This window comes from Streptomyces parvulus, from assembly GCF_014648855.1.
Classification (GTDB): domain Bacteria; phylum Actinomycetota; class Actinomycetes; order Streptomycetales; family Streptomycetaceae; genus Streptomyces; species Streptomyces parvulus.
This window is the reverse complement of the sequence record NZ_BMRX01000009.1, coordinates 134,078-158,837: the sequence shown is the minus strand read 5'-3', so window position 1 is coordinate 158,837 and position 24,760 is coordinate 134,078. Positions and strand designations below refer to the sequence as shown.

38 protein-coding genes are annotated in these 24,760 nt (G+C 68.4%); 35 read left to right on the top strand and 3 right to left on the bottom strand.

The genetic code is table 11. The features are described from left to right. Positions 1-172: 172 nt before the first annotated feature. The 31 genes from rpsJ (at position 173) to truA (ending at position 17,569) form a co-directional block, all read left to right on the top strand. Positions 173-481, top strand: a complete 309-nt coding sequence (gene rpsJ, locus IE108_RS19000) for a 30S ribosomal protein S10 (RefSeq protein ID WP_003948644.1) — start codon at positions 173-175, stop codon at positions 479-481. 16 nt (positions 482-497) lie between these two features. Continuing rightward, positions 498-1,142, top strand: a complete 645-nt coding sequence (rplC, locus tag IE108_RS18995) for a 50S ribosomal protein L3 (protein WP_064729355.1) — start codon at positions 498-500, stop codon at positions 1,140-1,142. Positions 1,143-1,150: 8 nt separating this feature from the next. Further along, positions 1,151-1,807: a 50S ribosomal protein L4 gene (gene rplD, locus IE108_RS18990; RefSeq protein WP_064729356.1), complete on the top strand. Its 657-nt coding sequence runs from the start codon at positions 1,151-1,153 to the stop codon at positions 1,805-1,807. Continuing rightward, a complete protein-coding gene (rplW, locus tag IE108_RS18985; RefSeq protein ID WP_007443985.1) occupies positions 1,807-2,226 on the top strand; it encodes a 50S ribosomal protein L23 in 420 nt (139 codons plus the stop codon). Before rplD ends, rplW begins: the two co-directional genes overlap by 1 nt. Positions 2,227-2,266: 40 nt before the next feature. Further along, the gene (gene rplB / locus IE108_RS18980; RefSeq protein ID WP_019329639.1) at positions 2,267-3,103 is read left to right on the top strand and encodes a 50S ribosomal protein L2; all 837 of its coding nucleotides are present in this window, start codon (positions 2,267-2,269) and stop codon (positions 3,101-3,103) included. 12 nt (positions 3,104-3,115) lie between these two features. Continuing rightward, a complete protein-coding gene (rpsS, locus tag IE108_RS18975) occupies positions 3,116-3,397 on the top strand; it encodes a 30S ribosomal protein S19 (protein ID WP_003974263.1) in 282 nt (93 codons plus the stop codon). Between the two features lie 42 nt (positions 3,398-3,439). Further along, a complete protein-coding gene (gene rplV / locus IE108_RS18970) occupies positions 3,440-3,787 on the top strand; it encodes a 50S ribosomal protein L22 (protein ID WP_003974262.1) in 348 nt (115 codons plus the stop codon). Beyond that, positions 3,787-4,617, top strand: coding sequence for a 30S ribosomal protein S3 (rpsC, locus tag IE108_RS18965; RefSeq protein WP_064729357.1), 831 nt, complete (start codon positions 3,787-3,789; stop codon positions 4,615-4,617). Before rplV ends, rpsC begins: the two co-directional genes overlap by 1 nt. A 5-nt stretch (positions 4,618-4,622) precedes the next feature. Further along, positions 4,623-5,042: a 50S ribosomal protein L16 gene (gene rplP, locus IE108_RS18960; protein WP_003974260.1), complete on the top strand. Its 420-nt coding sequence runs from the start codon at positions 4,623-4,625 to the stop codon at positions 5,040-5,042. Then, the gene (gene rpmC / locus IE108_RS18955) at positions 5,042-5,266 is read left to right on the top strand and encodes a 50S ribosomal protein L29 (protein ID WP_003974259.1); all 225 of its coding nucleotides are present in this window, start codon (positions 5,042-5,044) and stop codon (positions 5,264-5,266) included. The genes rplP and rpmC overlap by 1 nt, the downstream gene beginning before the upstream one ends. Continuing rightward, positions 5,266-5,553 carry a 30S ribosomal protein S17 gene (gene rpsQ, locus IE108_RS18950; RefSeq protein WP_064729358.1) on the top strand — a complete coding sequence of 96 codons (288 nt, stop codon included), beginning with the start codon at positions 5,266-5,268 and terminating at the stop codon, positions 5,551-5,553. The genes rpmC and rpsQ overlap by 1 nt, the downstream gene beginning before the upstream one ends. A 106-nt stretch (positions 5,554-5,659) precedes the next feature. Further along, the gene (rplN, locus tag IE108_RS18945) at positions 5,660-6,028 is read left to right on the top strand and encodes a 50S ribosomal protein L14 (protein ID WP_003992364.1); all 369 of its coding nucleotides are present in this window, start codon (positions 5,660-5,662) and stop codon (positions 6,026-6,028) included. A gap of 2 nt (positions 6,029-6,030) precedes the next feature. Beyond that, a complete protein-coding gene (gene rplX, locus IE108_RS18940) occupies positions 6,031-6,354 on the top strand; it encodes a 50S ribosomal protein L24 (RefSeq protein WP_003992365.1) in 324 nt (107 codons plus the stop codon). Further along, positions 6,354-6,911, top strand: coding sequence for a 50S ribosomal protein L5 (rplE, locus tag IE108_RS18935; protein ID WP_019329632.1), 558 nt, complete (start codon positions 6,354-6,356; stop codon positions 6,909-6,911). Before rplX ends, rplE begins: the two co-directional genes overlap by 1 nt. 5 nt (positions 6,912-6,916) lie before the next feature. Beyond that, on the top strand, positions 6,917-7,102 hold the full coding sequence (locus tag IE108_RS18930) for a type Z 30S ribosomal protein S14 (protein WP_003948630.1): 186 nt from the start codon (positions 6,917-6,919) through the stop codon (positions 7,100-7,102). A 209-nt stretch (positions 7,103-7,311) separates the two neighbouring features. After that, positions 7,312-7,710 carry a 30S ribosomal protein S8 gene (gene rpsH / locus IE108_RS18925; protein WP_064729359.1) on the top strand — a complete coding sequence of 133 codons (399 nt, stop codon included), beginning with the start codon at positions 7,312-7,314 and terminating at the stop codon, positions 7,708-7,710. A gap of 24 nt (positions 7,711-7,734) precedes the next feature. Beyond that, a complete protein-coding gene (gene rplF / locus IE108_RS18920) occupies positions 7,735-8,274 on the top strand; it encodes a 50S ribosomal protein L6 (RefSeq protein WP_055418362.1) in 540 nt (179 codons plus the stop codon). A 3-nt stretch (positions 8,275-8,277) separates the two neighbouring features. Further along, a complete protein-coding gene (gene rplR / locus IE108_RS18915) occupies positions 8,278-8,661 on the top strand; it encodes a 50S ribosomal protein L18 (RefSeq protein WP_064729360.1) in 384 nt (127 codons plus the stop codon). A 43-nt stretch (positions 8,662-8,704) separates the two neighbouring features. Beyond that, positions 8,705-9,310: a 30S ribosomal protein S5 gene (gene rpsE, locus IE108_RS18910; RefSeq protein ID WP_030420826.1), complete on the top strand. Its 606-nt coding sequence runs from the start codon at positions 8,705-8,707 to the stop codon at positions 9,308-9,310. A 2-nt stretch (positions 9,311-9,312) separates the two neighbouring features. Then, positions 9,313-9,495 carry a 50S ribosomal protein L30 gene (rpmD, locus tag IE108_RS18905; RefSeq protein WP_006140898.1) on the top strand — a complete coding sequence of 61 codons (183 nt, stop codon included), beginning with the start codon at positions 9,313-9,315 and terminating at the stop codon, positions 9,493-9,495. A 2-nt stretch (positions 9,496-9,497) separates the two neighbouring features. Next, on the top strand, positions 9,498-9,953 hold the full coding sequence (rplO, locus tag IE108_RS18900; RefSeq protein WP_003974249.1) for a 50S ribosomal protein L15: 456 nt from the start codon (positions 9,498-9,500) through the stop codon (positions 9,951-9,953). 241 nt (positions 9,954-10,194) lie between these two features. Beyond that, positions 10,195-11,508 carry a preprotein translocase subunit SecY gene (secY, locus tag IE108_RS18895; protein ID WP_064729361.1) on the top strand — a complete coding sequence of 438 codons (1,314 nt, stop codon included), beginning with the start codon at positions 10,195-10,197 and terminating at the stop codon, positions 11,506-11,508. Beyond that, positions 11,508-12,161, top strand: a complete 654-nt coding sequence (locus IE108_RS18890; protein WP_064729362.1) for an adenylate kinase — start codon at positions 11,508-11,510, stop codon at positions 12,159-12,161. The genes secY and IE108_RS18890 overlap by 1 nt, the downstream gene beginning before the upstream one ends. 139 nt (positions 12,162-12,300) lie before the next feature. Next, positions 12,301-13,137, top strand: a complete 837-nt coding sequence (gene map, locus IE108_RS18885) for a type I methionyl aminopeptidase (RefSeq protein WP_064729363.1) — start codon at positions 12,301-12,303, stop codon at positions 13,135-13,137. A 150-nt stretch (positions 13,138-13,287) separates the two neighbouring features. Continuing rightward, positions 13,288-13,509 carry a translation initiation factor IF-1 gene (infA, locus tag IE108_RS18880; RefSeq protein ID WP_003948620.1) on the top strand — a complete coding sequence of 74 codons (222 nt, stop codon included), beginning with the start codon at positions 13,288-13,290 and terminating at the stop codon, positions 13,507-13,509. Positions 13,510-13,577: 68 nt separating this feature from the next. Next, positions 13,578-13,691: a 50S ribosomal protein L36 gene (rpmJ, locus tag IE108_RS18875; RefSeq protein WP_003974245.1), complete on the top strand. Its 114-nt coding sequence runs from the start codon at positions 13,578-13,580 to the stop codon at positions 13,689-13,691. A gap of 187 nt (positions 13,692-13,878) precedes the next feature. After that, on the top strand, positions 13,879-14,259 hold the full coding sequence (gene rpsM / locus IE108_RS18870) for a 30S ribosomal protein S13 (protein ID WP_003974244.1): 381 nt from the start codon (positions 13,879-13,881) through the stop codon (positions 14,257-14,259). Positions 14,260-14,326: 67 nt separating this feature from the next. Continuing rightward, complete coding sequence (gene rpsK / locus IE108_RS18865) at positions 14,327-14,731, top strand: 30S ribosomal protein S11 (RefSeq protein WP_007443997.1); 405 nt, start codon at positions 14,327-14,329, stop codon at positions 14,729-14,731. Positions 14,732-14,878: 147 nt separating this feature from the next. Further along, positions 14,879-15,901 (top strand): DNA-directed RNA polymerase subunit alpha, encoded by a 1,023-nt coding sequence (locus IE108_RS18860; protein WP_003966937.1) that lies wholly within the window; start codon positions 14,879-14,881, stop codon positions 15,899-15,901. A 176-nt stretch (positions 15,902-16,077) separates the two neighbouring features. Continuing rightward, positions 16,078-16,575: a 50S ribosomal protein L17 gene (gene rplQ / locus IE108_RS18855; RefSeq protein WP_064729364.1), complete on the top strand. Its 498-nt coding sequence runs from the start codon at positions 16,078-16,080 to the stop codon at positions 16,573-16,575. A gap of 139 nt (positions 16,576-16,714) precedes the next feature. Beyond that, a complete protein-coding gene (gene truA, locus IE108_RS18850; protein WP_064729365.1) occupies positions 16,715-17,569 on the top strand; it encodes a tRNA pseudouridine(38-40) synthase TruA in 855 nt (284 codons plus the stop codon). Here the strand turns inward: truA and IE108_RS18845 are convergent, their stop codons facing one another. Beyond that, positions 17,570-18,463: a hypothetical protein gene (locus IE108_RS18845; RefSeq protein WP_064731927.1), complete on the bottom strand. Its 894-nt coding sequence runs from the start codon at positions 18,461-18,463 to the stop codon at positions 17,570-17,572. It lies immediately after the preceding gene. A 74-nt stretch (positions 18,464-18,537) separates the two neighbouring features. Between IE108_RS18845 and IE108_RS18840 the strand changes: the two genes are divergently transcribed. The 4 genes from IE108_RS18840 to glmM all read left to right on the top strand — a co-directional run bounded on the left by IE108_RS18840 (position 18,538) and on the right by glmM (position 22,508). Beyond that, positions 18,538-19,743, top strand: a complete 1,206-nt coding sequence (locus tag IE108_RS18840) for a glycosyltransferase 87 family protein (protein ID WP_064729366.1) — start codon at positions 18,538-18,540, stop codon at positions 19,741-19,743. A 207-nt stretch (positions 19,744-19,950) separates the two neighbouring features. Continuing rightward, positions 19,951-20,394 carry a 50S ribosomal protein L13 gene (rplM, locus tag IE108_RS18835; protein WP_064729367.1) on the top strand — a complete coding sequence of 148 codons (444 nt, stop codon included), beginning with the start codon at positions 19,951-19,953 and terminating at the stop codon, positions 20,392-20,394. 42 nt (positions 20,395-20,436) lie between these two features. Continuing rightward, the gene (gene rpsI / locus IE108_RS18830; protein WP_043380984.1) at positions 20,437-20,949 is read left to right on the top strand and encodes a 30S ribosomal protein S9; all 513 of its coding nucleotides are present in this window, start codon (positions 20,437-20,439) and stop codon (positions 20,947-20,949) included. 200 nt (positions 20,950-21,149) lie between these two features. Continuing rightward, on the top strand, positions 21,150-22,508 hold the full coding sequence (gene glmM / locus IE108_RS18825; RefSeq protein WP_064729368.1) for a phosphoglucosamine mutase: 1,359 nt from the start codon (positions 21,150-21,152) through the stop codon (positions 22,506-22,508). A gap of 84 nt (positions 22,509-22,592) precedes the next feature. On the opposite strand, the gene IE108_RS18820 is transcribed toward glmM, so the two are convergent. Together IE108_RS18820 and coaA are read right to left on the bottom strand one after the other, a co-directional pair. Continuing rightward, the gene (locus IE108_RS18820; protein ID WP_064729369.1) at positions 22,593-23,534 is read right to left on the bottom strand and encodes a DUF389 domain-containing protein; all 942 of its coding nucleotides are present in this window, start codon (positions 23,532-23,534) and stop codon (positions 22,593-22,595) included. A gap of 32 nt (positions 23,535-23,566) precedes the next feature. After that, entirely contained in the window at positions 23,567-24,556 is a 990-nt protein-coding gene (gene coaA, locus IE108_RS18815) for a type I pantothenate kinase (protein ID WP_064729370.1), read from the bottom strand. Positions 24,557-24,760 lie beyond the last annotated feature (204 nt).

Genomic DNA, 24,760 nt, shown 5'->3' with positions numbered 1-24,760 from the left:
CGGTCCGCGGTTCCGGAAGGGCCCGCACCTCCCAGAGCAGGGATGTTCGAACAAGGGACATCTGTGTCAGCGAGAGTGCGACACGCCCGACCGCGTGGGTCGGAGGCGGGGCGTGGAGACACAAGGGCCGCCGGGTCCAGAGCGTTACGAGAGACAGGACTACTGAGTAGCCATGGCGGGACAGAAGATCCGCATCCGGCTCAAGGCCTACGACCACGAGGTCATCGACTCCTCGGCGAAGAAGATCGTCGAGACGGTGACCCGCACTGGTGCGTCGGTCGCGGGCCCGGTGCCGCTGCCCACTGAGAAGAACGTGTACTGCGTCATCAAGTCGCCGCACAAGTACAAGGACTCGCGCGAGCACTTCGAGATGCGCACGCACAAGCGCCTCATCGACATCCTCGACCCGACCCCCAAGACCGTTGACTCTCTGATGCGACTCGACCTCCCGGCCGGTGTCGACATCGAGATCAAGCTCTGAGGGCGGTGATCTGAAGATGACCAAGCAGATCAAGGGCATCCTGGGCGAGAAGCTCGGCATGACGCAGGTGTGGGACGAGAACAACCGCGTTGTTCCGGTCACCGTCGTCAAGGCCGGCCCCAACGTCGTCACCCAGGTCCGCACGAACGACGTCGACGGCTACGAGTCGGTCCAGATCGCCTTCGGCGAGATCGACCCGCGCAAGGTGAACAAGCCCCTCAAGGGCCACTTCGCCAAGGCCGACGTCACCCCCCGTCGCCACCTCGTCGAGATCCGTACCGCTGGTGCCAGCGACTACACCCTCGGCCAGGAGATCACCGCTGAGGCCTTCGAGTCCGGCGTGAAGGTCGACGTCACCGCGAAGAGCAAGGGCAAGGGCTTCGCCGGCGTCATGAAGCGCCACAACTTCAAGGGTGGCAAGGCGTCGCACGGTGCCCACCGTGTGCACCGCATGCCCGGATCCATCGGTGGCTGTGCCACCCCCGGCCGTGTCTTCAAGGGCATGCGCATGGCGGGCCGCATGGGCAACGAGCGGGTCACCACCCAGAACCTGACCGTCCACGCCGTTGACGCGGAGAAGGGTCTGCTGCTCATCAAGGGCGCCATTCCCGGTCCGAACGGCGGCCTCGTCCTGGTCCGCACCGCGGCCAAGGGGGCCTGAGGTAACCGATGAGCACTGTTGACATCCTTTCGCCTGCGGGCGAGAAGACCGGAAGCGTCGAGCTCCCCGCGGAGATCTTCGGCGTGGAGAAGATCAGCATCCCGCTGATCCACCAGGTCGTCGTCGCGCAGAACGCCGCTGCCCGCCAGGGCACGCACAAGACCAAGCGTCGCGGCGAGGTCCGCGGTGGCGGCAAGAAGCCGTACCGCCAGAAGGGCACCGGCCGCGCCCGCCAGGGTTCGACCCGTGCGCCGCAGTTCGCCGGCGGTGGCGTCGTCCACGGCCCGCAGCCGCGTGACTACTCGCAGCGGACCCCGAAGAAGATGAAGGCCGCGGCCCTGCGCCACGCCCTCACCGACCGGGCCCGCCACAACCGCATCCACGTCGTCACCGGCGTCATCGAGGGCGACAACCCGTCCACGAAGGCCGCCCGGACGCTGTTCGGCAAGATCTCGGAGCGCAAGAACCTGCTCCTGGTCGTCGACCGCGCCGACGAGGCCGCGTGGCTGTCCGCGCGCAACCTGCCCCAGATCCACATCCTGGAGCCGGGCCAGCTGAACACGTACGACGTTCTCGTCTCGGACGACGTGGTCTTCACCCAGGCCGCCTTCGAGTCCTTCGTGTCCGGCCCGAAGGCCAATGACACCGAAGGGAGCGAGGCCTGATGGCTACGCGTCACCCGAGCATCGCCTCCAAGGCGGCCAAGGCCGCCAAGGCCGCGCGCGTCGCCAAGGCGCGCCGCCACGAGGCCGAGGGCAAGAACACCGTCGTCACCCCGGCCAGCAAGGCCTTCACGGACCCCCGTGACGTGCTGCTGAAGCCGGTCGTGTCGGAGAAGAGCTACGCGCTCCTCGACGAGAACAAGTACACGTTCATCGTCGCGCCGGGCTCCAACAAGACCCAGATCAAGGAAGCCGTCCAGGCGGTCTTCTCGGTCAAGGTCACCGGGGTCAACACGATCAACCGCCAGGGCAAGCGGAAGCGGACCCGCACGGGCTTCGGCAAGCGTGCCGACAGCAAGCGCGCGATCGTGACCCTCGCCGAGGGCGACCGTATCGACATCTTCGGCGGTCCGACCTCCTGACGGAGGTCCGGATCGTCCGGAATCGGACGAGGACTGAGAAATGGGAATCCGCAAGTACAAGCCGACTACGCCGGGCCGCCGTGGCTCCAGCGTCGCCGACTTCGTCGAGGTCACGCGGTCCACGCCGGAGAAGTCGCTGGTCCGCCCGCTGCACAGCAAGGGCGGCCGTAACAACGCCGGTCGTGTGACCGTTCGCCACCAGGGTGGCGGACACAAGCGCGCCTACCGCGTGATCGACTTCCGTCGGCACGACAAGGACGGCGTGCCGGCGAAGGTCGCGCACATCGAGTACGACCCCAACCGCACCGCGCGCATCGCGCTGCTGCACTACGCCGACGGCGAGAAGCGCTACATCCTCGCCCCGCGCAACCTGCAGCAGGGTGACCGCGTCGAGAACGGTCCCGGGGCCGACATCAAGCCGGGCAACAACCTGGCGCTCCGCAACATCCCGGTCGGTACCACGATCCACGCGATCGAGCTCCGTCCCGGTGGCGGCGCCAAGTTCGCCCGCTCCGCCGGTGCCTCCGTGCAGCTGCTCGCGAAGGAGGGTCAGATGGCCCACCTGCGCATGCCGTCCGGAGAGATCCGCCTGGTCGACGTGCGCTGCCGCGCCACCGTCGGCGAGGTCGGCAACGCCGAGCAGAGCAACATCAACTGGGGCAAGGCGGGCCGTAAGCGCTGGCTGGGCGTTCGCCCGACCGTGCGTGGTGTGGTCATGAACCCGGTGGACCACCCGCACGGTGGTGGCGAAGGCCGTACCTCGGGTGGTCGCCACCCGGTGTCCCCCTGGGGCAAGAAGGAAGGCCGTACTCGTTCGCCCAAGAAGGCGTCGAACAAGTACATCGTCCGCCGCCGCAAGACGAACAAGAAGCGCTAAGGACGGGTTGAGATGCCTCGTAGCTTGAAGAAGGGACCCTTCGTCGACGACCACCTGATCAAGAAGGTGGACACGCAGAACGAAGCCGGTACCAAGAACGTCATCAAGACCTGGTCCCGTCGCTCGATGATCGTCCCGGCGATGCTCGGCCACACGATCGCGGTGCACAACGGCAAGACCCACATCCCGGTGTTTGTCACCGAGTCCATGGTCGGCCACAAGCTCGGCGAGTTCTCGCCGACGCGCACCTTCCGGGGTCACGTCAAGGACGACCGGAAGTCGAAGCGCCGCTAGTAGCGGGGTGGAATGACCATGACAAACACTGAAGGGACAACCATGGAAGCCAGGGCCCAGGCGCGGTACATCCGCGTCACGCCCATGAAGGCCCGCCGCGTGGTGGACCTCATCCGTGGCATGGATGCCACGGAGGCTCAGGCGGTCCTGCGTTTCGCCCCGCAGGCCGCGAGCGTGCCGGTCGGCAAGGTGCTGGACAGCGCCATCGCCAACGCCGCGCACAACTACGACCACACCGACGCCGACAGCCTCTTCATCTCCGAGGCCTACGTCGACGAGGGCCCGACCCTGAAGCGGTTCCGGCCGCGCGCCCAGGGCCGCGCCTACCGGATCCGCAAGCGGACCAGCCACATCACCGTGGTCGTCAGCAGCAAGGAAGGAACCCGGTAATGGGCCAGAAGGTAAACCCGCACGGGTTCCGGCTCGGTGTCACGACCGACTTCAAGTCGCGTTGGTACGCCGACAAGCTGTACAAGGACTACGTCAAGGAAGACGTCGCCATCCGTCGGATGATGACGTCCGGCATGGAGCGCGCCGGCATCTCGAAGGTGGAGATCGAGCGCACCCGTGACCGCGTGCGTGTGGACATCCACACCGCCCGTCCCGGCATCGTCATCGGCCGCCGCGGCGCCGAGGCGGACCGCATCCGCGGTGACCTGGAGAAGCTGACCGGCAAGCAGGTCCAGCTGAACATCCTCGAGGTCAAGAGCCCGGAGACGGACGCTCAGCTGGTGGCCCAGGCCGTCGCCGAGCAGCTCTCCTCCCGCGTCTCCTTCCGTCGCGCCATGCGCAAGAGCATGCAGGGCACGATGAAGGCCGGCGCCAAGGGCATCAAGATCCAGTGCGGTGGCCGCCTCGGTGGCGCCGAGATGTCCCGCTCGGAGTTCTACCGCGAGGGCCGTGTGCCCCTGCACACGCTCCGCGCGAACGTGGACTACGGCTTCTTCGAGGCCAAGACGACCTTCGGCCGCATCGGTGTGAAGGTCTGGATCTACAAGGGCGACGTCAAGAACATCGCCGAGGTCCGCGCCGAGAACGCCGCCGCCCGCGCCGGCAACCGTCCGGCCCGTGGCGGCAACGACCGCCCGGCCCGCGGTGGCCGCGGTGGCGAGCGTCGTGGGCGCAAGCCGCAGCAGCAGTCGGCTCCGGCCGCCGAGGCCCCCAAGGCCGACGCGCCCGCCGCTGCCGCTCCGGCTGAGAGCACCGGAACGGAGGCCTGACCGTCATGCTGATCCCCCGTAGGGTCAAGCACCGCAAGCAGCACCACCCGAAGCGCCGTGGCATGGCCAAGGGCGGTACGCAGGTTGCGTTCGGCGAGTACGGCATCCAGGCCCTCACGCCGGCGTACGTGACCAACCGCCAGATCGAGGCGGCCCGTATCGCGATGACCCGCCACATCAAGCGTGGCGGCAAGGTCTGGATCAACATCTACCCGGACCGCCCGCTCACGAAGAAGCCGGCCGAGACCCGCATGGGTTCCGGTAAGGGTTCCCCGGAGTGGTGGATCGCGAACGTGCACCCGGGCCGGGTCATGTTCGAGCTGTCCTACCCCAACGAGAAGATCGCCCGTGAGGCGCTGACCCGTGCGGCCCACAAGCTGCCGATGAAGTGCCGGATCGTCAAGCGCGAGGCAGGTGAAGCGTGATGTCGGCCGGTACCAAGGCGTCCGAGCTGCGCGAGCTGGGCAACGAGGAGCTTCTGGCGAAGCTCCGCGAGGCCAAGGAAGAGCTGTTCAACCTCCGCTTCCAGGCGGCGACGGGTCAGCTCGAGAACCACGGTCGGCTCAAGGCCGTCCGCAAGGACATCGCGCGGATCTACACCCTGATGCGTGAGCGCGAGCTGGGCATCGAGACGGTGGAGAGCGCCTGATGAGCGAGAGCAACGTGACTGAAGAGACGAAGGCCGCGCGCGGCTTCCGCAAGACCCGCGAGGGTCTGGTCGTCAGCGACAAGATGGACAAGACCGTCGTCGTCGCCGTCGAGGACCGCGTCAAGCACGCCCTGTACGGCAAGGTCATCCGCCGTACCGAGAAGCTCAAGGCCCACGACGAGCAGAACTCCGCCGGTGTCGGCGACCGCGTCCTCCTCATGGAGACCCGGCCGCTGTCCGCGACGAAGCGCTGGCGCGTCGTCGAGGTCCTCGAGAAGGCCAAGTAATTTCCTGCGGGGCATCCCTCGCAGGTCAGTTCCGCCAGGCTCCGGGGTCCGTTCACGCGAGACGTGAGCGGCCCCCGGGGAACCGGCAGACAATCAGGAGATAGACGTGATCCAGCAGGAGTCGCGACTGCGCGTCGCCGACAACACTGGTGCGAAGGAAATCCTTTGCATCCGTGTACTCGGTGGCTCCGGTCGCCGCTACGCGGGCATCGGTGACGTCATCGTCGCCACCGTCAAGGACGCGATCCCCGGCGGCAACGTGAAGAAGGGTGACGTCATCAAGGCGGTCATCGTTCGCACCGTCAAGGAGCGCCGCCGTCCGGACGGCTCGTACATCCGCTTCGACGAGAACGCCGCCGTCATTCTGAAGAACGACGGCGACCCTCGCGGCACCCGTATCTTCGGCCCGGTGGGCCGTGAGCTGCGCGAGAAGAAGTTCATGAAGATCATCTCCCTCGCGCCGGAGGTGCTGTGAGCATGAAGATCAAGAAGGGCGACCTGGTCCAGGTCATCACCGGTAAGGACAAGGGCAAGCAGGGCAAGGTCATCGCGGCCTTCCCCCGCGAGGACCGCGTCCTGGTCGAGGGTGTCAACCGGGTCAAGAAGCACACCAAGGCCGGGCCGACCGCTCGCGGTTCGCAGGCCGGCGGCATCGTGACCACCGAGGCCCCGATCCACGTCTCCAACGTCCAGCTGGTCGTGGAGAAGGACGGCAACAAGGTCGTCACGCGCGTCGGTTACCGCTTCGACGACGAGGGCAACAAGATCCGCGTTGCCAAGCGGACGGGTGAGGACATCTGATGGCTACCACCACCACTCCGCGTCTGAAGACGAAGTACCGCGAGGAGATCGCGGGCAAGCTGCGTGAGGAGTTCTCCTACGAGAACGTCATGCAGGTTCCCGGCCTCGTCAAGATCGTGGTCAACATGGGTGTGGGCGACGCCGCCCGCGACTCCAAGCTGATCGAGGGCGCCATCCGCGACCTCACCACGATCACCGGTCAGAAGCCGGCCGTCACCAAGGCCCGCAAGTCCATCGCGCAGTTCAAGCTGCGTGAGGGCCAGCCGATCGGTGCCCACGTCACGCTCCGTGGCGACCGCATGTGGGAGTTCCTGGACCGCACCCTGTCGCTGGCGCTGCCGCGCATCCGCGACTTCCGCGGCCTGTCCCCCAAGCAGTTCGACGGCCGTGGCAACTACACCTTCGGTCTCACGGAGCAGGTCATGTTCCACGAGATCGACCAGGACAAGATCGACCGCGTCCGGGGTATGGACATCACCGTGGTGACCACGGCGACCAACGACGCTGAGGGCCGCGCGCTCCTTCGTCACCTCGGCTTCCCCTTCAAGGAGGCGTGAGCGAGATGGCGAAGAAGGCTCTCATCGCGAAGGCTGCTCGCAAGCCCAAGTTCGGCGTGCGTGGCTACACGCGCTGCCAGCGCTGCGGCCGTCCCCACTCCGTGTACCGCAAGTTCGGCCTGTGCCGCGTCTGCCTTCGTGAGATGGCTCACCGTGGCGAGCTGCCGGGCGTGACCAAGAGCTCCTGGTAATCCGGTAATCCGGGTTCATCCAGGCTCTCGGTAAGCATCTGGGTCGGCAGAGGCCCAGCCTTCCATGCCTTAGGCTTGTGGGGTTGGGCGTCTGCCGCCCGTACGACTTACTACGCCGTAGGTCCACCGCGCCGCACCCGTCCCGTCTCGGATCGGGGAGAGGGATGGCGCACCAGGAAACCCCGGCGAGAGAGGCCGAAGGCCAATTCATGACCATGACTGATCCGATCGCAGACATGCTTACGCGTCTGCGGAACGCGAACTCGGCGTACCACGACTCCGTGTCGATGCCGGCGTCCAAGATCAAGTCTCACATCGCGGAGATCCTCCAGCAGGAGGGCTTCATCACGGGCTGGAAGACCGAGGACGCCGAGGTCGGCAAGAACCTCGTCCTCGAGCTGAAGTTCGGCCCGAACCGTGAGCGCTCCATCGCGGGCATCAAGCGGATCTCCAAGCCCGGTCTCCGGGTGTACGCGAAGTCCACCAACCTGCCGAAGGTGCTGGGCGGCCTGGGCGTGGCGATCATCTCCACGTCGCACGGGCTCCTCACCGACAAGCAGGCCGGCAAGAAGGGCGTGGGTGGGGAAGTCCTCGCCTACGTCTGGTAGCGGAAGGGAACGGAGGAAACAGCTATGTCGCGCATCGGCAAGCTCCCCATCGCGGTTCCCGCCGGCGTGGACGTCACCATCGACGGCCGTACGGTCTCGGTCAAGGGCCCCAAGGGTTCGCTGACTCACACCGTCGTGGCACCGATCGACATCGCCAAGGGTGAGGACGGCGTTCTGAACGTCACCCGCCCCAACGAAGAGCGTCAGAGCAAGGCCCTGCACGGCCTGTCCCGCACGCTGGTGGCGAACATGATCACCGGCGTGACCCAGGGTTACGTGAAGAAGCTCGAGATCAGCGGTGTCGGTTACCGCGTGCTCGCCAAGGGTTCGAACCTGGAGTTCTCCCTCGGCTACAGCCACCCGATCCTGGTCGAGGCCCCCGAGGGCATCACCTTCAAGGTGGAGTCCCCGACCCGTTTCTCGGTCGAGGGCATCGACAAGCAGAAGGTCGGCGAGGTTGCGGCCAACATCCGCAAGCTGCGCAAGCCCGACCCGTACAAGGCCAAGGGCGTCAAGTACGAGGGCGAAGTCATCCGCCGCAAGGTCGGAAAGGCGGGTAAGTAAGCCATGGCATACGGGCAGAAGATCCTCAAGGGCGACGCCTACAAGCGCGCCGCGATCAAGCGCCGCCACATCCGGATTCGCAAGAATCTCTCGGGTACGGCGGAGCGTCCCCGTCTGGTCGTTACTCGCTCCAACCGCCACATCGTGGCTCAGGTGATCGACGACATCAAGGGCCACACCGTGGCCTCGGCGTCGACCCTGGACACCTCGATCCGTGGTGGCGAGGCCGACAAGTCCGCGCAGGCCAAGCAGGTCGGCGCCCTGGTCGCCGAGCGTGCCAAGGCCGCCGGCGTCGAGGCTGTCGTGTTCGACCGTGGTGGTAACCAGTACGCCGGGCGCATCGCCGCTCTGGCGGACGCCGCCCGCGAAGCCGGTCTGAAGTTCTGAGCCGGTTCCGTATCGCTAGCGGAAACAGAGAGAGGTAATTCCAATGGCTGGACCCCAGCGCCGCGGCAGCGGTGCCGGTGGCGGCGAGCGGCGGGACCGGAAGGGCCGTGACGGCGGCGCAGCTGCCGCCGAGAAGACCGCTTACGTTGAGCGCGTAGTCGCGATCAACCGCGTCGCCAAGGTTGTGAAGGGTGGTCGTCGCTTCAGCTTCACCGCGCTGGTCGTGGTGGGCGACGGTGACGGCACCGTGGGTGTCGGATACGGCAAGGCCAAGGAGGTGCCGGCCGCCATCGCCAAGGGTGTTGAGGAGGCCAAGAAGCACTTCTTCAAGGTCCCCCGCATCCAGGGCACCATCCCGCACCCCATCCAGGGTGAGAAGGCTGCCGGCGTCGTGCTGCTCAAGCCCGCGTCCCCGGGTACCGGCGTTATCGCCGGTGGTCCGGTGCGCGCCGTGCTCGAGTGCGCCGGTATCCACGACGTGCTGTCGAAGTCGCTCGGCTCCGACAACCAGATCAACATCGTGCACGCGACCGTGGAGGCCCTCAAGGGTCTCCAGCGTCCCGAGGAGATCGCGGCCCGCCGTGGTCTGCCGCTCGAGGACGTGGCCCCCGCGGCTCTTCTCCGTGCGCGTGCCGGGGCGGGTGCGTAATCATGGCGCAGCTCAAGATTACGCAGGTCAAGTCCTACATCGGCAGCAAGCAGAACCACCGTGACACCCTGCGTTCCCTTGGTCTCAAGGGGATCAACACGCAGGTCGTCAAGGAGGACCGCCCCGAGTTCCGCGGCATGGTGCACACCGTCCGCCACCTCGTGTCGGTCGAGGAGGTCGACTGATCATGGCGGAGAACAACCCGCTCAAGATCCACAACCTCCGTCCCGCCCCGGGCGCCAAGACCGCCAAGACCCGTGTGGGTCGTGGTGAGGCGTCGAAGGGTAAGACGGCCGGTCGTGGTACCAAGGGCACGAAGGCCCGCTACCAGGTTCCGGAGCGCTTCGAGGGTGGCCAGATGCCCCTCCACATGCGTCTCCCGAAGCTGAAGGGCTTCAAGAACCCGTTCAAGACCGAGTTCCAGGTCGTGAACCTCGACAAGCTGGCCGCGCTCTACCCCGAGGGTGGCGAGGTCACCGTCGAGGGTCTGGTGGCCAAGGGTGCCGTTCGCAAGAACAGCCTCGTCAAGGTCCTCGGCCAGGGCGAGATCTCCGTGGCGCTGCAGGTGACGGTCGACGCCGTCTCCGGCTCCGCCAAGGAGAAGATCACCGCCGCCGGCGGCACCGTCACCGAGCTCGTCTGAACCCTTCAGGCGTCTCGATGACTTGAGCGATCCCGACCGGGGATACCCCACAAAAGGGGTATCCCCGGTTGGTCGTTCCAAGGGAAGTGCTCCCGCCGGTAAGGTGGCCTGCGCTGCCCTCTTTCACGGGTGCGTCACATGGGGCACCCTGAGCGGCAGTTCACCGTTACTCACTTAGTCGTCAGTCGAACCTCAAGACCGTCACCCTTGACGCAGTAGCGCGGGGGTCGCAGGAGGCACCGTGCTCACCGCGTTCGCCCGGGCGTTCAAGACGCCCGACCTGCGCAAGAAGCTGCTCTTCACGCTCGGCATCATCGTGGTCTACCGGCTCGGTACCCACATCCCCATTCCAGGCGTCGACTACAAGAACGTCCAGGAGTGCGTGGACCAGGCGTCCGGCAACCAGGGCCTCTTCGGCCTGGTCAACATGTTCAGCGGTGGCGCCCTGCTGCAGATCACGGTCTTCGCGCTCGGCATCATGCCGTACATCACGGCGAGCATCATTCTCCAGCTGCTGACCGTGGTGATCCCGCGCCTGGAAGCCCTCAAGAAGGAGGGCCAGGCGGGCACCGCGAAGATCACGCAGTACACCCGCTACCTGACCATCGCGCTCGCGATCCTCCAGGGCACCGGCCTGGTGGCCACCGCCCGCAGCGGCGCCCTGTTCTCCGGCTGCACCGTCGCCGGCCAGATCGTGCCCGACCAGGCGATCTTCACCACGATCGTCATGGTGATCACCATGACCGCCGGTACGGCCGTCGTCATGTGGCTCGGCGAGCTGATCACCGACCGCGGCATCGGCAACGGCATGTCGATCCTGATGTTCATCTCGATCGCCGCGACCTTCCCGTCCGCGCTGTGGGCCATCAAGAAGCAGGGCGACCTGGCGGGCGGCTGGATCGAGTTCGGCACCGTGATCGCCGTCGGCCTCGTCATGGTCGGCCTGGTGGTCTTCGTCGAGCAGGCCCAGCGCCGCATCCCGGTGCAGTACGCGAAGCGCATGATCGGCCGCCGGTCCTACGGCGGTACCTCGACGTACATCCCGCTCAAGGTGAACCAGGCGGGTGTCATCCCCGTCATCTTCGCCTCGTCGCTGCTCTACATCCCGGCGCTGATCGTCCAGTTCTCGAACTCGACGTCGGGCTGGGCCACCTGGATCACGAAGAACCTCGCGGACACCGCGGCGACGCCGCACATCATCCTGTACTTCTTCCTGATCGTCTTCTTCGCCTTCTTCTACGTGGCCATCTCGTTCAACCCCGAGGAAGTCGCGGACAACATGAAGAAGTATGGTGGCTTCATCCCGGGCATCCGGGCTGGCCGACCGACCGCTGAGTACTTGAGCTACGTACTCAACCGGATCACCTGGCCGGGTTCGCTGTATCTGGGTCTGATCGCTCTCGTCCCGACAATGGCGTTGGCTGGTTTCGGGGCAAACCAGAACTTCCCGTTCGGTGGTACCAGCATCCTGATCATCGTGGGTGTCGGTCTCGAGACGGTGAAGCAGATCGAGAGCCAGCTCCAGCAGCGCAATTACGAAGGGTTCCTCCGCTGATGCGAATCGTCCTCGTCGGGCCTCCTGGCGCCGGAAAGGGTACGCAGGCAACCCGCCTAGCCGAGACGCTGCACATTCCGCACATCTCCACGGGCGACCTGTTCCGCGCCAACATCAGCCAGCAGACCGAACTGGGCAAGCTCGCCAAGTCGTACATGGACGCCGGCAACCTCGTACCGGACGAGGTCACCATCGCCATGGCGAAGGACCGCATGGAGCAGCCGGACGCCGAGGGCGGCTTCCTGCTGGACGGCTTCCCGCGGAACGTCTCGCAGGCCGAGGCGCTGGACGAGCTGCTCGAGACCGAGGACATGAAGCTCGACGCCGTGCTCGACCTGGAGGCCCCCGAGGCCGAGGTCGTGAAGCGGATCGCCGGCCGGCGCGTGTGCCGGAACAACTCGGCGCACGTCTTCCACGTCACGTACACCCCGCCGAAGCAGGAAGGCGTCTGCGACGTCTGCGGCGGCGAGCTGTACCAGCGGGACGACGACTCCGAGGAGACGGTCCGCAAGCGGCTGGAGGTCTACCACACGCAGACCGAGCCGATCATCGACTACTACAAGGCGCAGGGCCTGGTCGTCACCATCGCGGCGACGGGACCCGTGGACGAGGTCACGGGCCGTGCGCTGGAGGCGCTCAAGCGCGACCAGTAGTCATCCCGGCAAGCCCGGCGTCAGCCGCGGTCCCCAGCCCTGGGGCCCGCGGCTGAGCTGTGAGGTGGGGCGGCCCGGTCCGTCCCCCGTATCGTTGGAAGCGTCCCGTCCCCTCCGGTCCAGAAAGGCCGCAGTCCCCATGGTGCAGATCAAGAGCCCCGAGCAGATCGCCAAGATGCGTGAGGCGGGGCTGGTCGTCGCCGCCATCCACGCGGCCACCCGCGAGGCCGCCGTGCCCGGCGCCACGACCAAGGACCTGGACCAGGTCGCCCGCAAGGTGCTCGCGGAGCACGACGCCAAGCCGAACTTCCTGGGCTACGGCGGCTTCCCCGCGACCATCTGCACCTCGGTGAACGAGGTCGTCGTCCACGGCATCCCCTCCGACGACGTGGTCCTCAAGGACGGCGACGTCATCTCCATCGACTGCGGCGCGATCATCGACGGCTGGCACGGCGACGCGGCCTACACCGCCTTCGTCGGCTCCGGTCACTCCCCGGAGCTGGTGGAGCTGTCCCGGGTGACCGAGGAGTCGATGTGGGCGGGCATCGCGGCCATGAAGCAGGGCAACCGCCTCGTGGACGTCTCCCGGGCCATCGAGACGTACATCCGCCGCCAGCCGAAGCCCGGCGGCGGCAAGTACGGGATCATCGAGGACTACGGCGGCCACGGCATCGGCACCGAGATGCACATGGACCCGCACCTGCTGAACTACGTCGACCGCCGCCGCGGCAAGGGCCCCAAGCTGGTCCCCGGCTTCTGCCTCGCCATCGAGCCGATGGTCTCGCTCGGCACCCCGCGCACCGAGGTCCTGTCGGACGACTGGACGGTCATCACCACGGACGGCACCTGGTCCTCCCACTGGGAGCACTCGGTCGCCCTGACGGACGAGGGCCCCCTGGTCCTCACGTCCCCCGACGGCGGCCGGGCGAAGCTCGCGGAGCTGGGCGTCACGGCGGCGCCGGATCCTCTTGCATAACGATCTCGTATCCGGGGCAGACTTCCCCGTTTCGCCTTTCCGGGGCTGCTGACGTAGACTGACTCGTCGGCTCTCGTGCACCCGCATGTCTGCATGCGCTCGTACGGTGCGAAGAGAGTCGATCAAGGTAGTCGATTCGAAGGGCGAAGCGTGGCCAAGAAGCAAGGTGCCATCGAGATCGAGGGCACTGTCGTCGAGTCTCTTCCGAACGCCATGTTCAAGGTCGAGCTCCAGAACGGCCACCAGGTCCTGGCACACATCAGCGGCAAGATGCGCATGCACTACATCCGCATCCTCCCTGACGACCGGGTCGTGGTGGAGCTGTCTCCGTACGACCTGACGCGTGGCCGGATCGTCTACCGGTACAAGTAGATCTTGCCCACGTCCCGAGGCCGCAGGCCCAGGGACCGCCGGCAACTGACCCGGAGAACCTCACACCCATGAAGGTCAAGCCGAGCGTCAAGAAGATCTGCGACAAGTGCAGGGTGATCCGCCGTCACGGCCGGGTCATGGTCATCTGCGACAACCCGCGCCACAAGCAGCGCCAGGGCTGACGCACGACCCTCCCTCCGCGATTCGCAGGACTTCGCGCGACGCGAGCTGAATATGTTCATACGCAGGACCCGGGCGCCCAGGCGTCCGACACCCCCGGTTCGGAGGCCGGGGACCCGACTCGTACCTCATACGGCGGCCGGGGACCGGTTCTGTGGAAGACCTCCGACAATCAACTGGAGCCATTGAATGGCACGCGTTTCCGGTGTTGACATCCCGCGCGAAAAGCGCGTGGAGATCGCCCTCACCTACGTGTTCGGCATCGGCCGGACGCTCTCGCAGCAGACGCTCGCCGCCACCGGCGTGGACCCGAACACCCGTGTTCGGGACCTCTCCGAGGAGCAGCTCGTCGCGATCCGCGAGTACGTCGACAACAACATCAAGACCGAGGGTGACCTCCGCCGCGAGGTCCAGGCCGACATCCGCCGCAAGGTCGAGATCGGCACCTACCAGGGTCTGCGCCACCGTCGTGGCCTGCCCGTCCGCGGTCAGCGCACCAGCACGAACGCCCGTACCCGCAAGGGTCCGCGTCGCGCCATCGCCGGCAAGAAGAAGCCGGGCAAGAAGTAGTCCGCAGCGGACTTCGCCGTCCAGCGGTCTTCGCTGTAGGACCGACCACCTCCCGTAGGAGAACGACATGCCCCCCAAGGGACGTCAGGGCGCGACCAAGAAGGTGCGCCGCAAGGAAAAGAAGAACGTCGCTCACGGCCACGCGCACATCAAGAGCACGTTCAACAACACGATCGTGTCCATCACGGACCCGACCGGCAACGTGATCTCCTGGGCCTCCGCCGGCCACGTCGGCTTCAAGGGCTCCCGGAAGTCCACGCCGTTCGCCGCGCAGATGGCCGCCGAGTCGGCCGCCCGCCGCGCGCAGGAGCACGGCATGCGCAAGGTCGACGTCTTCGTCAAGGGCCCGGGTTCCGGTCGTGAGACCGCCATCCGCTCCCTGCAGGCGACCGGCCTCGAGGTCGGCTCGATCCAGGACGTCACGCCCACCCCGCACAACGGCTGCCGTCCCCCGAAGCGCCGTCGCGTCTGATCGCGTTCCGCCGCGACAGCGCTTCATCGCTTCACCCGCTTCACCAGGGTTTTCGGGCGGTACGGCTCCTTCGGGTCGTATCGCCCGTACCCTTGCAGTACTGGTCGGGCGTCAAATAGCGGGCGCCCCTGACTGAAGGATCACCACATGCTGATCGCTCAGCGTCCCTCGTTGACCGAAGAGGTCGTCGACGAGTTCCGCTCCCGGTTCGTCATCGAGCCGCTGGAGCCGGGCTTCGGCTACACCCTCGGCAACTCCCTCCGCCGCACCCTCCTCTCGTCGATCCCCGGCGCTGCTGTCACCAGCATCCGCATCGACGGTGTCCTGCACGAGTTCACCACCGTGCCGGGCGTCAAGGAGGACGTCACCGACCTGATCCTCAACATCAAGCAGCTGGTCGTCTCCTCGGAGCACGACGAGCCGGTCGTGATGTACCTGCGCAAGCAGGGCCCGGGTCTGGTCACCGCCGCCGACATCGCGCCCCCGGCCGGTGTCGAGGTGCACAACCCCGACCTCGTCCTCGCCACGCTCAACGGCAAGGGCAAGCTGGAGATGGAGCTGACCGTCGAGCGCGGTCGCGGCTACGTCTCCGCCGTGCAGAACAAGCAGGTCGGTCAGGAGATCGGGCGCATCCCGGTCGACTCGATCTACTCGCCGGTTCTCAAGGTCACGTACAAGGTCGAGGCCACGCGTGTCGAGCAGCGCACCGACTTCGACAAGCTGATCGTCGACGTCGAGACCAAGCAGGCCATGCGGCCGCGCGACGCCATGGCGTCCGCCGGCAAGACGCTGGTCGAGCTGTTCGGTCTCGCCCGCGAGCTGAACATCGACGCCGAGGGCATCGACATGGGTCCGTCCCCGACGGACGCCGCGCTCGCCGCCGATCTGGCGCTGCCGATCGAGGAGCTGGAGCTCACCGTTCGGTCGTACAACTGCCTCAAGCGCGAGGGCATCCACTCCGTGGGTGAGCTCGTCGCCCGCTCCGAGGCCGACCTGCTGGACATCCGCAACTTCGGTGCGAAGTCCATCGACGAGGTCAAGGCCAAGCTCGCGGGTATGGGGCTTGCGCTGAAGGACTCGCCTCCCGGGTTCGACCCGACCGCCGCCGCGGACGCCTTCGGCGCCGACGACGACGCGGACGCCGGGTTCGTGGAGACCGAGCAGTACTGATCGGTTTTCGGCTGCGCGCCGGCTGTGGCCGGTCGCGCAGTTCCCCGCGCCCCTTTGGGGCACGGGTGCTCCGGGGCGCTTGAAACAGGCGCCCCGGATCTCCGACAGGCGGCCGCCTGCTCGGATACTGACTTCGGTACCTGATACGGCCGGGGCAGACACCTAGGAGAAACACCATGCCGAAGCCCACCAAGGGTGCCCGTCTGGGCGGCAGCGCCGCGCACGAGAAGCTGCTCCTCGCGAACCTCGCGAAGTCGCTCTTCGAGCACGGCAAGATCACGACCACCGAGGCCAAGGCCCGCCGCCTGCGCCCGTACGCCGAGCGTCTGGTCACCAAGGCGAAGAAGGGCGACCTTCACAACCGCCGTCAGGTGCTCCAGGTGATCACGGACAAGAGCGTCGTCCACACGCTCTTCACCGAGATCGGCCCGCGCTACGAGAACCGCCCCGGTGGTTACACGCGCATCACCAAGATCGGCAACCGCCGTGGCGACAACGCGCCCATGGCCGTCATCGAGCTGGTCGAGGCGCTGACCGTCGCGCAGCAGGCGACCGGCGAGGCGGAGGCCGCGACCAAGCGTGCCGCCAAGGACGCCGAGACCACCGAGGCCGCCGAGACCAAGGTCGACACGACCAAGGCCGACGACGCCGCCGAGGAGTCGAAGGACGCGTAAGCGTCTGCCGCGGGCTGCGCGGCTGCGGCTGCGGCTTCGTCGTGGCTTGTCGCGCAGTTCCCCGCGCCCCTTGAGGGCGTTGCGGGCCCGTTCCCTTCGAGGGGCGGGCCCGCTTTGTCGTTGGTGAGAGGATCGCTGGGTGAGTGACGAAGTTGAGGCCGGGTACGTCCGGGTGCGGCTGGACCTTTCCTACGACGGGAGCGAGTTCTCCGGGTGGGCCAAGCAGGCCGGGGGACGGCGGACCGTGCAGGGGGAGATCGAGGACGCGCTGCGGACCGTCACGCGGTCCCGGGAGACGTACGAACTGACGGTGGCGGGACGTACCGACTCCGGGGTGCACGCCCGGGGGCAGGTGGCCCATGTCGACCTGCCCCGCGAGGTGTGGGACGAGCACCACGGCAAGCTGCTCAAGCGGCTCGCGGGGCGGCTGCCGAGGGACGTGCGGGTCTGGGCCCTGCGGGAGGCGCCCGCCGGCTTCAACGCCCGCTTCTCGGCGGTCTGGCGGCGCTACGCCTACCGGGTCACCGACAACCCGGGCGGCGTCGACCCGCTGCTGCGCGGCCACGTGCTGTGGCACGACTGGCCGCTCGACGTGGACGCCATGAACGAGGCGGCCGGCGGGCTGCTGGGCGAGCACGACTTCGCCGCGTACTGCAAGAAGCGGGAGGGCGCCACCACCATCCGGACGCTCCAGGAGCTGAGCCTGATGCGCGGTGAGGAGGGGATCGTCACCGCCACCGTGCGGGCCGACGCCTTCTGCCACAACATGGTGCGCTCGCTGATCGGGGCGCTGCTCTTCGTCGGCGACGGCCACCGGCCGCCGGACTGGCCGGCGAAGGTGCTGGCCGCGCGGGTCAGGGACTCGGCCGTGCACGTCGTACGACCGCACGGGCTGACCCTGGAAGAGGTCGGCTACCCGGCCGACGAGCTGCTCGCCGCCCGGAACAAGGAGGCCCGCAACAAGCGGTCCCTGCCCGGGGCCGGCTGCTGCTGATCAGCCCTCCGCCGCCGCCGACGCCTGGGCCTCGCCGCGCCCGCGGATCTGCCGGAAGGCGAACTCGGCGAGGTCGTCGCCGGCCCGGAACACCTCCGTGGACTTCTCCGTGACGTCCTTGCCGCCGGTGAAGCCCGCCACGGTGAAGTAGGCGTAGCGGCCGTAGGAGTTGGTGGTGGAGCGGCAGACCGCGCCGGTGCAGAAGGACTTCACGCCGCCGCCGGACAGGGAGCGCACGATGCTCTTCTTGTCGGCCTGCTTCTTGGCCGCGGCGGCCTGCGCCTCGGCGTCGAAGACCGCCACGCCCACGGTCACCGCGGTGTCGCCCGCGGTGTAGGTGACCCGGATCAGGCGGGTGCAGTCGTTGTCGTTCAGGACCTTCGGCAGCGAGCCCTGGACGGCGGAGCCGCAGGTGCGGGTGTCGGCCGTGGGGCCCTTCTTGTAGACCGTCTCGCCCATGGTCAGCTGCGTGCCGGGGAAGAGCAGGTCCGGGCTGAGCGGGGCCTTGTCCTTCTTGGCGCTGGCGACGAAGTCCTTCGGGTCCAGCGGCGGCGGCGCGCTGGTCGGCGCGAAGGAGGGGGCGGTGGCCGTCGCGCTCGGGATGTCGGCCGTCCCGGGGAGCTGCGAGGCGGGACCGTCGGAGGCCTGGCCGGAGCCGTTCGCCGAGACCACGGCCACGGCGACGGCGCCGGCTATCGCCACGGTGGCCAGCGCGCCCCCGCCGATGAGGAACAGGCGGCGGCGCTTGGCGCGGGCCTCGGAGGCCTCGGCGAGGGCCGCCCAGTCCGGGGTGTTGTCACTCTCGCCGCTGCTCCAGGGCTGCTGCTGTGGCTGCTGCGACTGCGGTTTCCAGGGATCCCACTGTGACTGAGGTCCCCCCTGCCCAAAGCTCATGGGGCGCATCTTAGACGGGCCCGGCGGCGTGCTGGTGCGCGTCCCGGGGGCCCGAAGCGCCTAGCGTTCCGTTCATGCGGACGGGCAAAAGCGACATCTCCGGGTGGTTGGTGCGACCGGCGGGACGGCACCTGTGGGCGGTGCCGGTGACGGTGCTGGCGGTCTGCGCCGCGCACGCGGCACGCGTGACCCCGAGCGGGGGGATGGACAACGCGATCGTCGTGCGGGCCGCCCGCACCTGGCTGGCCGGCGGCTCGCCGTACGACGATCCGCACTTCCTCTATCTGCCGAGCGCGGTCCTCGCCGCCGTCCCGCAGGCGCTGCTGCCCGGTGCCGTGCTGCGGGTGCTGGTCCCGTGCGCGGTCACCGCGCTGCTGGCGCTGGCCTGGGCCTGCGCGCTCAGGCTGCACCGGGTGCCGCTCGGCAGCCGGCTCGCCTGTCTCGGGCTGACCGGGCTCGCGGCGGGCTTCGCGCCCTTCGGGCACCTGGTGCGGCTCGGCAACTGGACGGTGACGGCGACCGTGGCGCTCCCGCTCTGCCTGCTGCTGGCGAGCCGGGGCCGGTGGACGGCGGCGGGTGCGGTGGTCGGCGCGGCCGTCGCGCTCAAGCCGCTGCTCGCGCCCCTGCTCCTGCTCTTCCTGTTCGCCGGGCGGTGGCGGGCGCTCGCGGCGGCCGCCCTGGTGCCCGCGCTGGCCTCGGCCGCGGCGGCCCTGGCGATGCCCGACCCGGCGGGGTTCTTCACCCGCACCCTGCCGTTCCTGCTGCACGGCGACGACGGCTTCGTCCGGCTCTACGAGGCCTCGCCGGCGGCCGTGCTGCCCCGGCTGGGGGTGCCGCAGGGCCTCGCCCAGGGGCTCGCGGCGGCCGCGGCCTGCGCCGGGGTGCTCTGCGCGCTGCGGCGCTGGCGGCGGGCCGATCCCGGCCCGCTGCGGCTCGCGGAGACCGGTGCGGGGCTGATGCTCTCGGCGTTCCTCGTCTCGCGGCCCTCCTACGACCACTACCTCCTGGTCGTCCTGCCGCTGCTGCTCGCCGGGCTGCCGTACGCCGGGTCCGTCGCCCGCGGGGTGTGGTTCTGGATCGCCCTCGTGCCGCAGGTACCCGGGCTGACCTGGCCGTGGCTGGAGTCGGAGCGGCGGCGGGCCTTCCGGGACGCGTTCACGCTGTGCGTGCTGGCGGTGACGGTGGCCCGGCAGTCCCGGCCCCGGGGGCCGGTCCTCGGCGGCCGGGTACCGTCGGGGCGGACGCCGGAGCCCGCGAAGGCCCCCGCGACCCCGTTTTGACCCGGCCGTGGGCCCCCGGGTATTCTGCACAGTCGTATGTGTATTGGCTTGCTCATTCTCACGTGAGGGGCCCTTACACCGGTCCACCGGGACCGATGACCAGCGACCAGCACGCGGTATGCGTCACCGCGGTGCGGTCAGGGCTGTCGTGATCGTCTTCGGTGACCATGTCAGGACCACTCACTGAAGAAGCGAAGGCTACGAACCGTGCGTACGTACAGCCCCAAGCCCGGCGATGTGACGCGCCAGTGGCACGTCATCGACGCTCAGGACGTCGTCCTGGGTCGTCTGGCCACCACTGCGGCCTCCATCCTGCGCGGCAAGCACAAGCCGATCTACGCGCCCCACGTCGACACCGGTGACTTCGTCATCATCATCAACGCCGACAAGGTGCACCTCTCCGGCAACAAGCGGACCCAGAAGATGGCGTACCGCCACTCCGGCTACCCGGGTGGTCTGCGCTCCGTCCGTTACGACGAGCTCCTGGACAAGAACCCCGAGAAGGCCATCGAGAAGGCCGTCAAGGGCATGCTTCCCAAGAACTCGCTGGGCCGTCAGATGCTCTCGAAGCTGAAGGTCTACAAGGGTGACCAGCACCCGCACGGCGCGCAGCAGCCGCAGCCGTTCGAGATCACCCAGGTCGCGCAGTAATTCCGGCCACCCCCTAAGACTGAAGAGAATCTGAGGAGCATCGTGGCCGAGACCACTGCCGAGCAGCCGCTCGAAGAGATCGACATCGACAGCTACACCACCGAGTCCGAGGTCCCCGTCGAGGGTGAGTACACCTCGGAGTCCATGGCCTCCGCCTTCGGCGAGCCCCAGCCGGCCGCCGGCCTGGGCCGTCGCAAGAACGCCATCGCCCGTGTCCGGATCGTTCCGGGCACCGGCAAGTGGAAGATCAACGGCCGCACCCTTGAGGACTACTTCCCCAACAAGGTGCACCAGCAGGAGGTCAACGAGCCCTTCAAGGTGCTCGAGCTGGACGACCGTTACGACGTCATCGCCCGCATCGCCGGTGGCGGTGTCTCCGGCCAGGCCGGCGCGCTCCGTCTCGGTGTCGCCCGCGCCCTGAACGAGGCCGACGTCGACAACAACCGCGGCCCGCTCAAGAAGGCCGGCTTCCTCAAGCGCGACGACCGTGCGGTCGAGCGCAAGAAGGCCGGTCTGAAGAAGGCCCGCAAGGCCCCGCAGTACAGCAAGCGCTAAGTCGCACCGGCTGTACTCCGAACGCCCCGGCGGCACGCCACTGTGCTGCCGGGGCGTTCGTTTATCCCCGCCGTTGGGCGTATAACGGCACAAGACGTTCAAGCGTTCAGAAGCTCAAAGGCTCAAGGGCTTGTGTGATCGGATGGCGTGGGCCGTAGTCGGCAGCCGCTTCCGGAATTGACGTTTCCTCAGGAGGACAAGTGGGACGACTCTTCGGCACGGACGGCGTGCGCGGTGTCGCCAACGCGGATCTGACGGCCGAGCTGGCGCTGGGCCTCTCCGTCGCCGCGGCGCACGTACTGGCCGAGGCGGGCACCTTCGCCGGGCACCGGCCGACCGCGGTGGTCGGACGGGATCCGCGCGCCTCCGGCGAGTTCCTGGAAGCCGCCGTCGTCGCGGGCCTGGCCAGCGCCGGCGTGGACGTGCTCCGGGTCGGCGTGCTGCCGACGCCCGCGGTGGCCCACCTCACCGGCGCGCTCGGCGCGGACCTCGGCGTGATGCTGTCCGCCAGCCACAACGCCATGCCCGACAACGGCATCAAGTTCTTCGCCCGCGGCGGCCACAAGCTCGCCGACGAGCTGGAGGACCGCATCGAGTCCGTCTACGAGGAGCACCGCACCGGCGCCCCCTGGGACCGCCCGACAGGCGCCGGCGTGGGCCGCGTGCGGGACTACGACGAGGGGCTCGACCAGTATGTCGCCCACCTCGTCGGCGTCCTGCCGAACCGGCTCGACGGACTGAAGATCGTCCTCGACGAGGCGCACGGCGCGGCCTCCCGGGTCTCGCCGGAGGCGTTCGCGCGGGCCGGTGCCGAGCTGGTCACCATCGGCGCGGTGCCCGACGGCCTCAACATCAACGACGGCTGCGGCTCCACCCACCTCGACCTGCTCAAGGCCGCCGTCGTCGAGCACGGCGCCGACCTGGGCATCGCCCACGACGGCGACGCCGACCGCTGCCTCGCCGTGGACCACACCGGCGCGGAGGTGGACGGCGACCAGATCCTCGCCGTGCTCGCGCTGGCCATGCGGGAGCGGGAGGCGCTGCGCTCGGACACGGTCGTCGCGACGGTCATGTCCAACCTGGGCTTCAAGCTGGCCATGGAGCGCGAGGGCATCCGGTTCGTGCAGACCGGCGTCGGCGACCGGTACGTGCTGGAGGAGATGAAGGAGCACGGCTTCGCCCTGGGCGGCGAGCAGTCCGGCCACGTCATCATCCTCGACCACGCCACCACCGGTGACGGCACGCTGACCGGGCTGATGCTGGCGGCGCGGGTCGCGCAGACCGGGCGCTCGCTGCGGGAGCTGGCGGGGGTCATGGAGCGGCTGCCGCAGGTGCTGATCAATGTGCCGGACGTGGACAAGTCGCGGGTGACGACCTCTGCCGAGCTGGCGACCGCCGTCGCGGAGGCGGAGCGGGAGCTGGGGAGTACGGGGCGGGTGCTGCTGCGGTCCTCGGGGACCGAGCCGTTGGTGCGCGTGATGGTCGAGGCGGCGGATATCGAGCAGGCTCGGTCTGTCGCGGGGCGGCTGGCGGATTCCGTCAAGTCCGCGCTGGGGTAGTTCGCGGGGGCGGGTCCGGGGTGGGGGTTCTGTGCGTCGCGGGGCGCGGGTGCGTCGTGGCCGGGCGCGCAGTTCCCCGCGCCCCTACGGGCGCGATACCGTCCGGCGTCGTTGCACGGCCCACAATGCCTTCTGGGCCAGCAGGGTCAGGGTGCCCGCCACCACGATGCCGAACAGGTTCAGCAGGAGCTGCTCGCTGGAGCCCACCGTCTGGTCCGTGTCGCCGAAGCTGAGGGCGACGGCCGCGTTCGCCGCGGCCGGGACCGTGGTGACCGAGATGGCGACGCCGACCAGGGCGCCGGACTTCGCCGAGGTGAGGGAGAGTGTGCCCGCCACCCCGGCGAGGATCGCGACCACGAACGAGAACGCGTCGGGCGCGTACACGAAGCCCGTGTTGGGGCGGTCGCCCTCCAGCTTGGCCTCGCTGAAGAGGTTGAAGCCGGACATGATCCAGCTGAACCCCACCGTCACCGCCATGGCCACCGCGAAGCCCACCAGCAGGGCGATCAGTGACCGCAGCGCCAGCCGCGGGGCCCGCTGGACGATGGCCGTGCAGATGCCGGCGAGGGGGCCGAACTCCGGGCCCACGGCCATCGCGCCGACGATGAGGATCGCGTTGTCCAGGACCACGCCGCAGGCCGCGATCATCGTGGCCAGCGTGATGAAGGCGACGTAGGTGATGGAGAGGGTCGACTCCTCGTGCGTCGCCTCCTCCAACTGCTCCCACAGCACCGCGTCCGCGGGTTCGCCGGGCGCGTCCTTCTCCGCCTTGTCGGCGCGCTCGGAGAGGGACAGGTCGATGTTCTCCGCGGTGATGGCGCCGCAGCTGTCGATGCCCAGTTTCCGCAGGGCGCCGATGAGTTCGTCGCCTGCCTCGCGTGCCACGTCGCACATGACGACGTCGCCCTCCGGTTCGCGGGCGGCGCCCGGCAGGACGACGAGGTGGGTGGTGCCGACCGTACGGTCGATCAGGCGGACCACCTCGTCGGTGCGGTCGGCCGGGGTGATCAGGCGCAGATGCAGCATCCGGTATTTCTACCTGCTGCCGGCGGGCGCCGTCACAGCTTGCGGAGGCTGAGGCGCTGGACCTTGTGGTCGGGGCCCTTGCGCAGGACGAGGGTGGCCCGGCCGCGGGTGGGGGCCACGTTCTCCACCAGGTTCGGCTTGTTGATGGTGCGCCAGGTGGTGCGGGCGTAGTCGAGGGCCTCCTCCTCGGAGACCTGGGTGTACTTGCGGAAGTACGAGGACGGGTTCTGGAAGGCGGTGTCGCGCAGCTTCCGGAAGCGGCTGAGGTACCAGCGCTCGATGTCCTCGGTGCGGGCGTCGACGTAGACGCTGAAGTCGAAGTAGTCGGCGAGGCCCACCCTGGTGCGGCCGTCCTTGCCGGGCAGTGCGGGCTGGAGGACGTTGAGGCCCTCGACGATCAGGATGTCGGGGCGGCGCACCACGAGTTTCTGGTCCGGGACGATGTCGTAGATGAGGTGGGAGTACACGGGCGCCGTGACCTCCGCCTTGCCCGCCTTGATGTCGGCGACGAAGCGGGTCAGGGCCCGTCGGTCGTACGACTCGGGGAAGCCCTTGCGGGACATCAGGCCGCGTTGCTCCAGCTCCCGCGTCGGGAGCAGGAAGCCGTCGGTCGTGACCAGTTCGACGCGCGGGTGCTCGGGCCAGCGGGAGAGCAGGGCCTGGAGCAGGCGGGCGACGGTGGACTTGCCGACCGCGACCGAGCCGGCGACGCCTATGACGAACGGGGTGCCGGACTGGGAGCCCCGCGCGCCGAGGAAGGTGTTCAGGGCGCCGCGCAGGCCGTCGGTGGCGCCGACGTAGAGGTTGAGGAGCCGGGACAGCGGGAGGTAGATGTCCCGCACCTCGTCGAGGTCGATGACGTCGCCGAGGCCGCGCAGCTTCTCGACCTCCTCGGCGGTCAGCGGCAGCGGCGTCTTCTCGCGCAGCGCGCTCCACTCGGGGCGGGTGAGGTCGACGTAGGGAGTCGCCTCCGGCCGGTGCCGGTGGGCGCTCCGCGGTATCGAGGGGACCGGAGAGATCACAGTCCATTGTTAACGGAGTTCGAACGGGGCGGCAGGTGGGCTGTGTCACGCCCGCGCTCCCGCTCGGTGCCCGCCGCGAGCAAGATCACGTGGTTGTCACGGTCGGATACCGGGTGGCGTAGAGCTGACCGCCTGTCAGTCCGCTGTGTCTACAGTGCTCGCACAATTGTGCGGAACCGCTGGGGATTCCGCCGTCCGGGAGAG

Bases quoted from the DNA above. Each gene is read 5' to 3' on its own strand.
- rplQ (WP_064729364.1), top strand. From the start codon at position 16,078: ATGCCGAAGCCCACCAAGGGTGCCCGTCTGGGCGGCAGCGCCGCGCAC.
- IE108_RS18840 (WP_064729366.1), top strand. From the start codon at position 18,538: ATGCGGACGGGCAAAAGCGACATCTCCGGGTGGTTGGTGCGACCGGCG.
- rpmC (WP_003974259.1), top strand. From the start codon at position 5,042: ATGTCGGCCGGTACCAAGGCGTCCGAGCTGCGCGAGCTGGGCAACGAG.
- rplV (WP_003974262.1), top strand. From the start codon at position 3,440: ATGGAAGCCAGGGCCCAGGCGCGGTACATCCGCGTCACGCCCATGAAG.
- rplW (WP_007443985.1), top strand. From the start codon at position 1,807: ATGGCTACGCGTCACCCGAGCATCGCCTCCAAGGCGGCCAAGGCCGCC.
- rplC (WP_064729355.1), top strand. From the start codon at position 498: ATGACCAAGCAGATCAAGGGCATCCTGGGCGAGAAGCTCGGCATGACG.
- IE108_RS18860 (WP_003966937.1), top strand. From the start codon at position 14,879: ATGCTGATCGCTCAGCGTCCCTCGTTGACCGAAGAGGTCGTCGACGAG.
- rplE (WP_019329632.1), top strand. From the start codon at position 6,354: ATGGCTACCACCACCACTCCGCGTCTGAAGACGAAGTACCGCGAGGAG.
- rpsQ (WP_064729358.1), top strand. From the start codon at position 5,266: ATGAGCGAGAGCAACGTGACTGAAGAGACGAAGGCCGCGCGCGGCTTC.
- IE108_RS18930 (WP_003948630.1), top strand. From the start codon at position 6,917: ATGGCGAAGAAGGCTCTCATCGCGAAGGCTGCTCGCAAGCCCAAGTTC.
- rpsK (WP_007443997.1), top strand. From the start codon at position 14,327: ATGCCCCCCAAGGGACGTCAGGGCGCGACCAAGAAGGTGCGCCGCAAG.
- rpsE (WP_030420826.1), top strand. From the start codon at position 8,705: ATGGCTGGACCCCAGCGCCGCGGCAGCGGTGCCGGTGGCGGCGAGCGG.
- rpsH (WP_064729359.1), top strand. From the start codon at position 7,312: ATGACCATGACTGATCCGATCGCAGACATGCTTACGCGTCTGCGGAAC.
- rplP (WP_003974260.1), top strand. From the start codon at position 4,623: ATGCTGATCCCCCGTAGGGTCAAGCACCGCAAGCAGCACCACCCGAAG.
- rpsJ (WP_003948644.1), top strand. From the start codon at position 173: ATGGCGGGACAGAAGATCCGCATCCGGCTCAAGGCCTACGACCACGAG.
- IE108_RS18845 (WP_064731927.1), bottom strand. From the start codon at position 18,463: ATGAGCTTTGGGCAGGGGGGACCTCAGTCACAGTGGGATCCCTGGAAA.
- IE108_RS18890 (WP_064729362.1), top strand. From the start codon at position 11,508: ATGCGAATCGTCCTCGTCGGGCCTCCTGGCGCCGGAAAGGGTACGCAG.
- rpmJ (WP_003974245.1), top strand. From the start codon at position 13,578: ATGAAGGTCAAGCCGAGCGTCAAGAAGATCTGCGACAAGTGCAGGGTG.
- rplF (WP_055418362.1), top strand. From the start codon at position 7,735: ATGTCGCGCATCGGCAAGCTCCCCATCGCGGTTCCCGCCGGCGTGGAC.
- rplD (WP_064729356.1), top strand. From the start codon at position 1,151: ATGAGCACTGTTGACATCCTTTCGCCTGCGGGCGAGAAGACCGGAAGC.
- rpsC (WP_064729357.1), top strand. From the start codon at position 3,787: ATGGGCCAGAAGGTAAACCCGCACGGGTTCCGGCTCGGTGTCACGACC.
- rpsS (WP_003974263.1), top strand. From the start codon at position 3,116: ATGCCTCGTAGCTTGAAGAAGGGACCCTTCGTCGACGACCACCTGATC.
- rpsM (WP_003974244.1), top strand. From the start codon at position 13,879: ATGGCACGCGTTTCCGGTGTTGACATCCCGCGCGAAAAGCGCGTGGAG.
- rplB (WP_019329639.1), top strand. From the start codon at position 2,267: ATGGGAATCCGCAAGTACAAGCCGACTACGCCGGGCCGCCGTGGCTCC.
- rpmD (WP_006140898.1), top strand. From the start codon at position 9,313: ATGGCGCAGCTCAAGATTACGCAGGTCAAGTCCTACATCGGCAGCAAG.
- rplX (WP_003992365.1), top strand. From the start codon at position 6,031: ATGAAGATCAAGAAGGGCGACCTGGTCCAGGTCATCACCGGTAAGGAC.
- IE108_RS18820 (WP_064729369.1), bottom strand. From the start codon at position 23,534: ATGCTGCATCTGCGCCTGATCACCCCGGCCGACCGCACCGACGAGGTG.
- rplO (WP_003974249.1), top strand. From the start codon at position 9,498: ATGGCGGAGAACAACCCGCTCAAGATCCACAACCTCCGTCCCGCCCCG.
- map (WP_064729363.1), top strand. From the start codon at position 12,301: ATGGTGCAGATCAAGAGCCCCGAGCAGATCGCCAAGATGCGTGAGGCG.
- rplR (WP_064729360.1), top strand. From the start codon at position 8,278: ATGGCATACGGGCAGAAGATCCTCAAGGGCGACGCCTACAAGCGCGCC.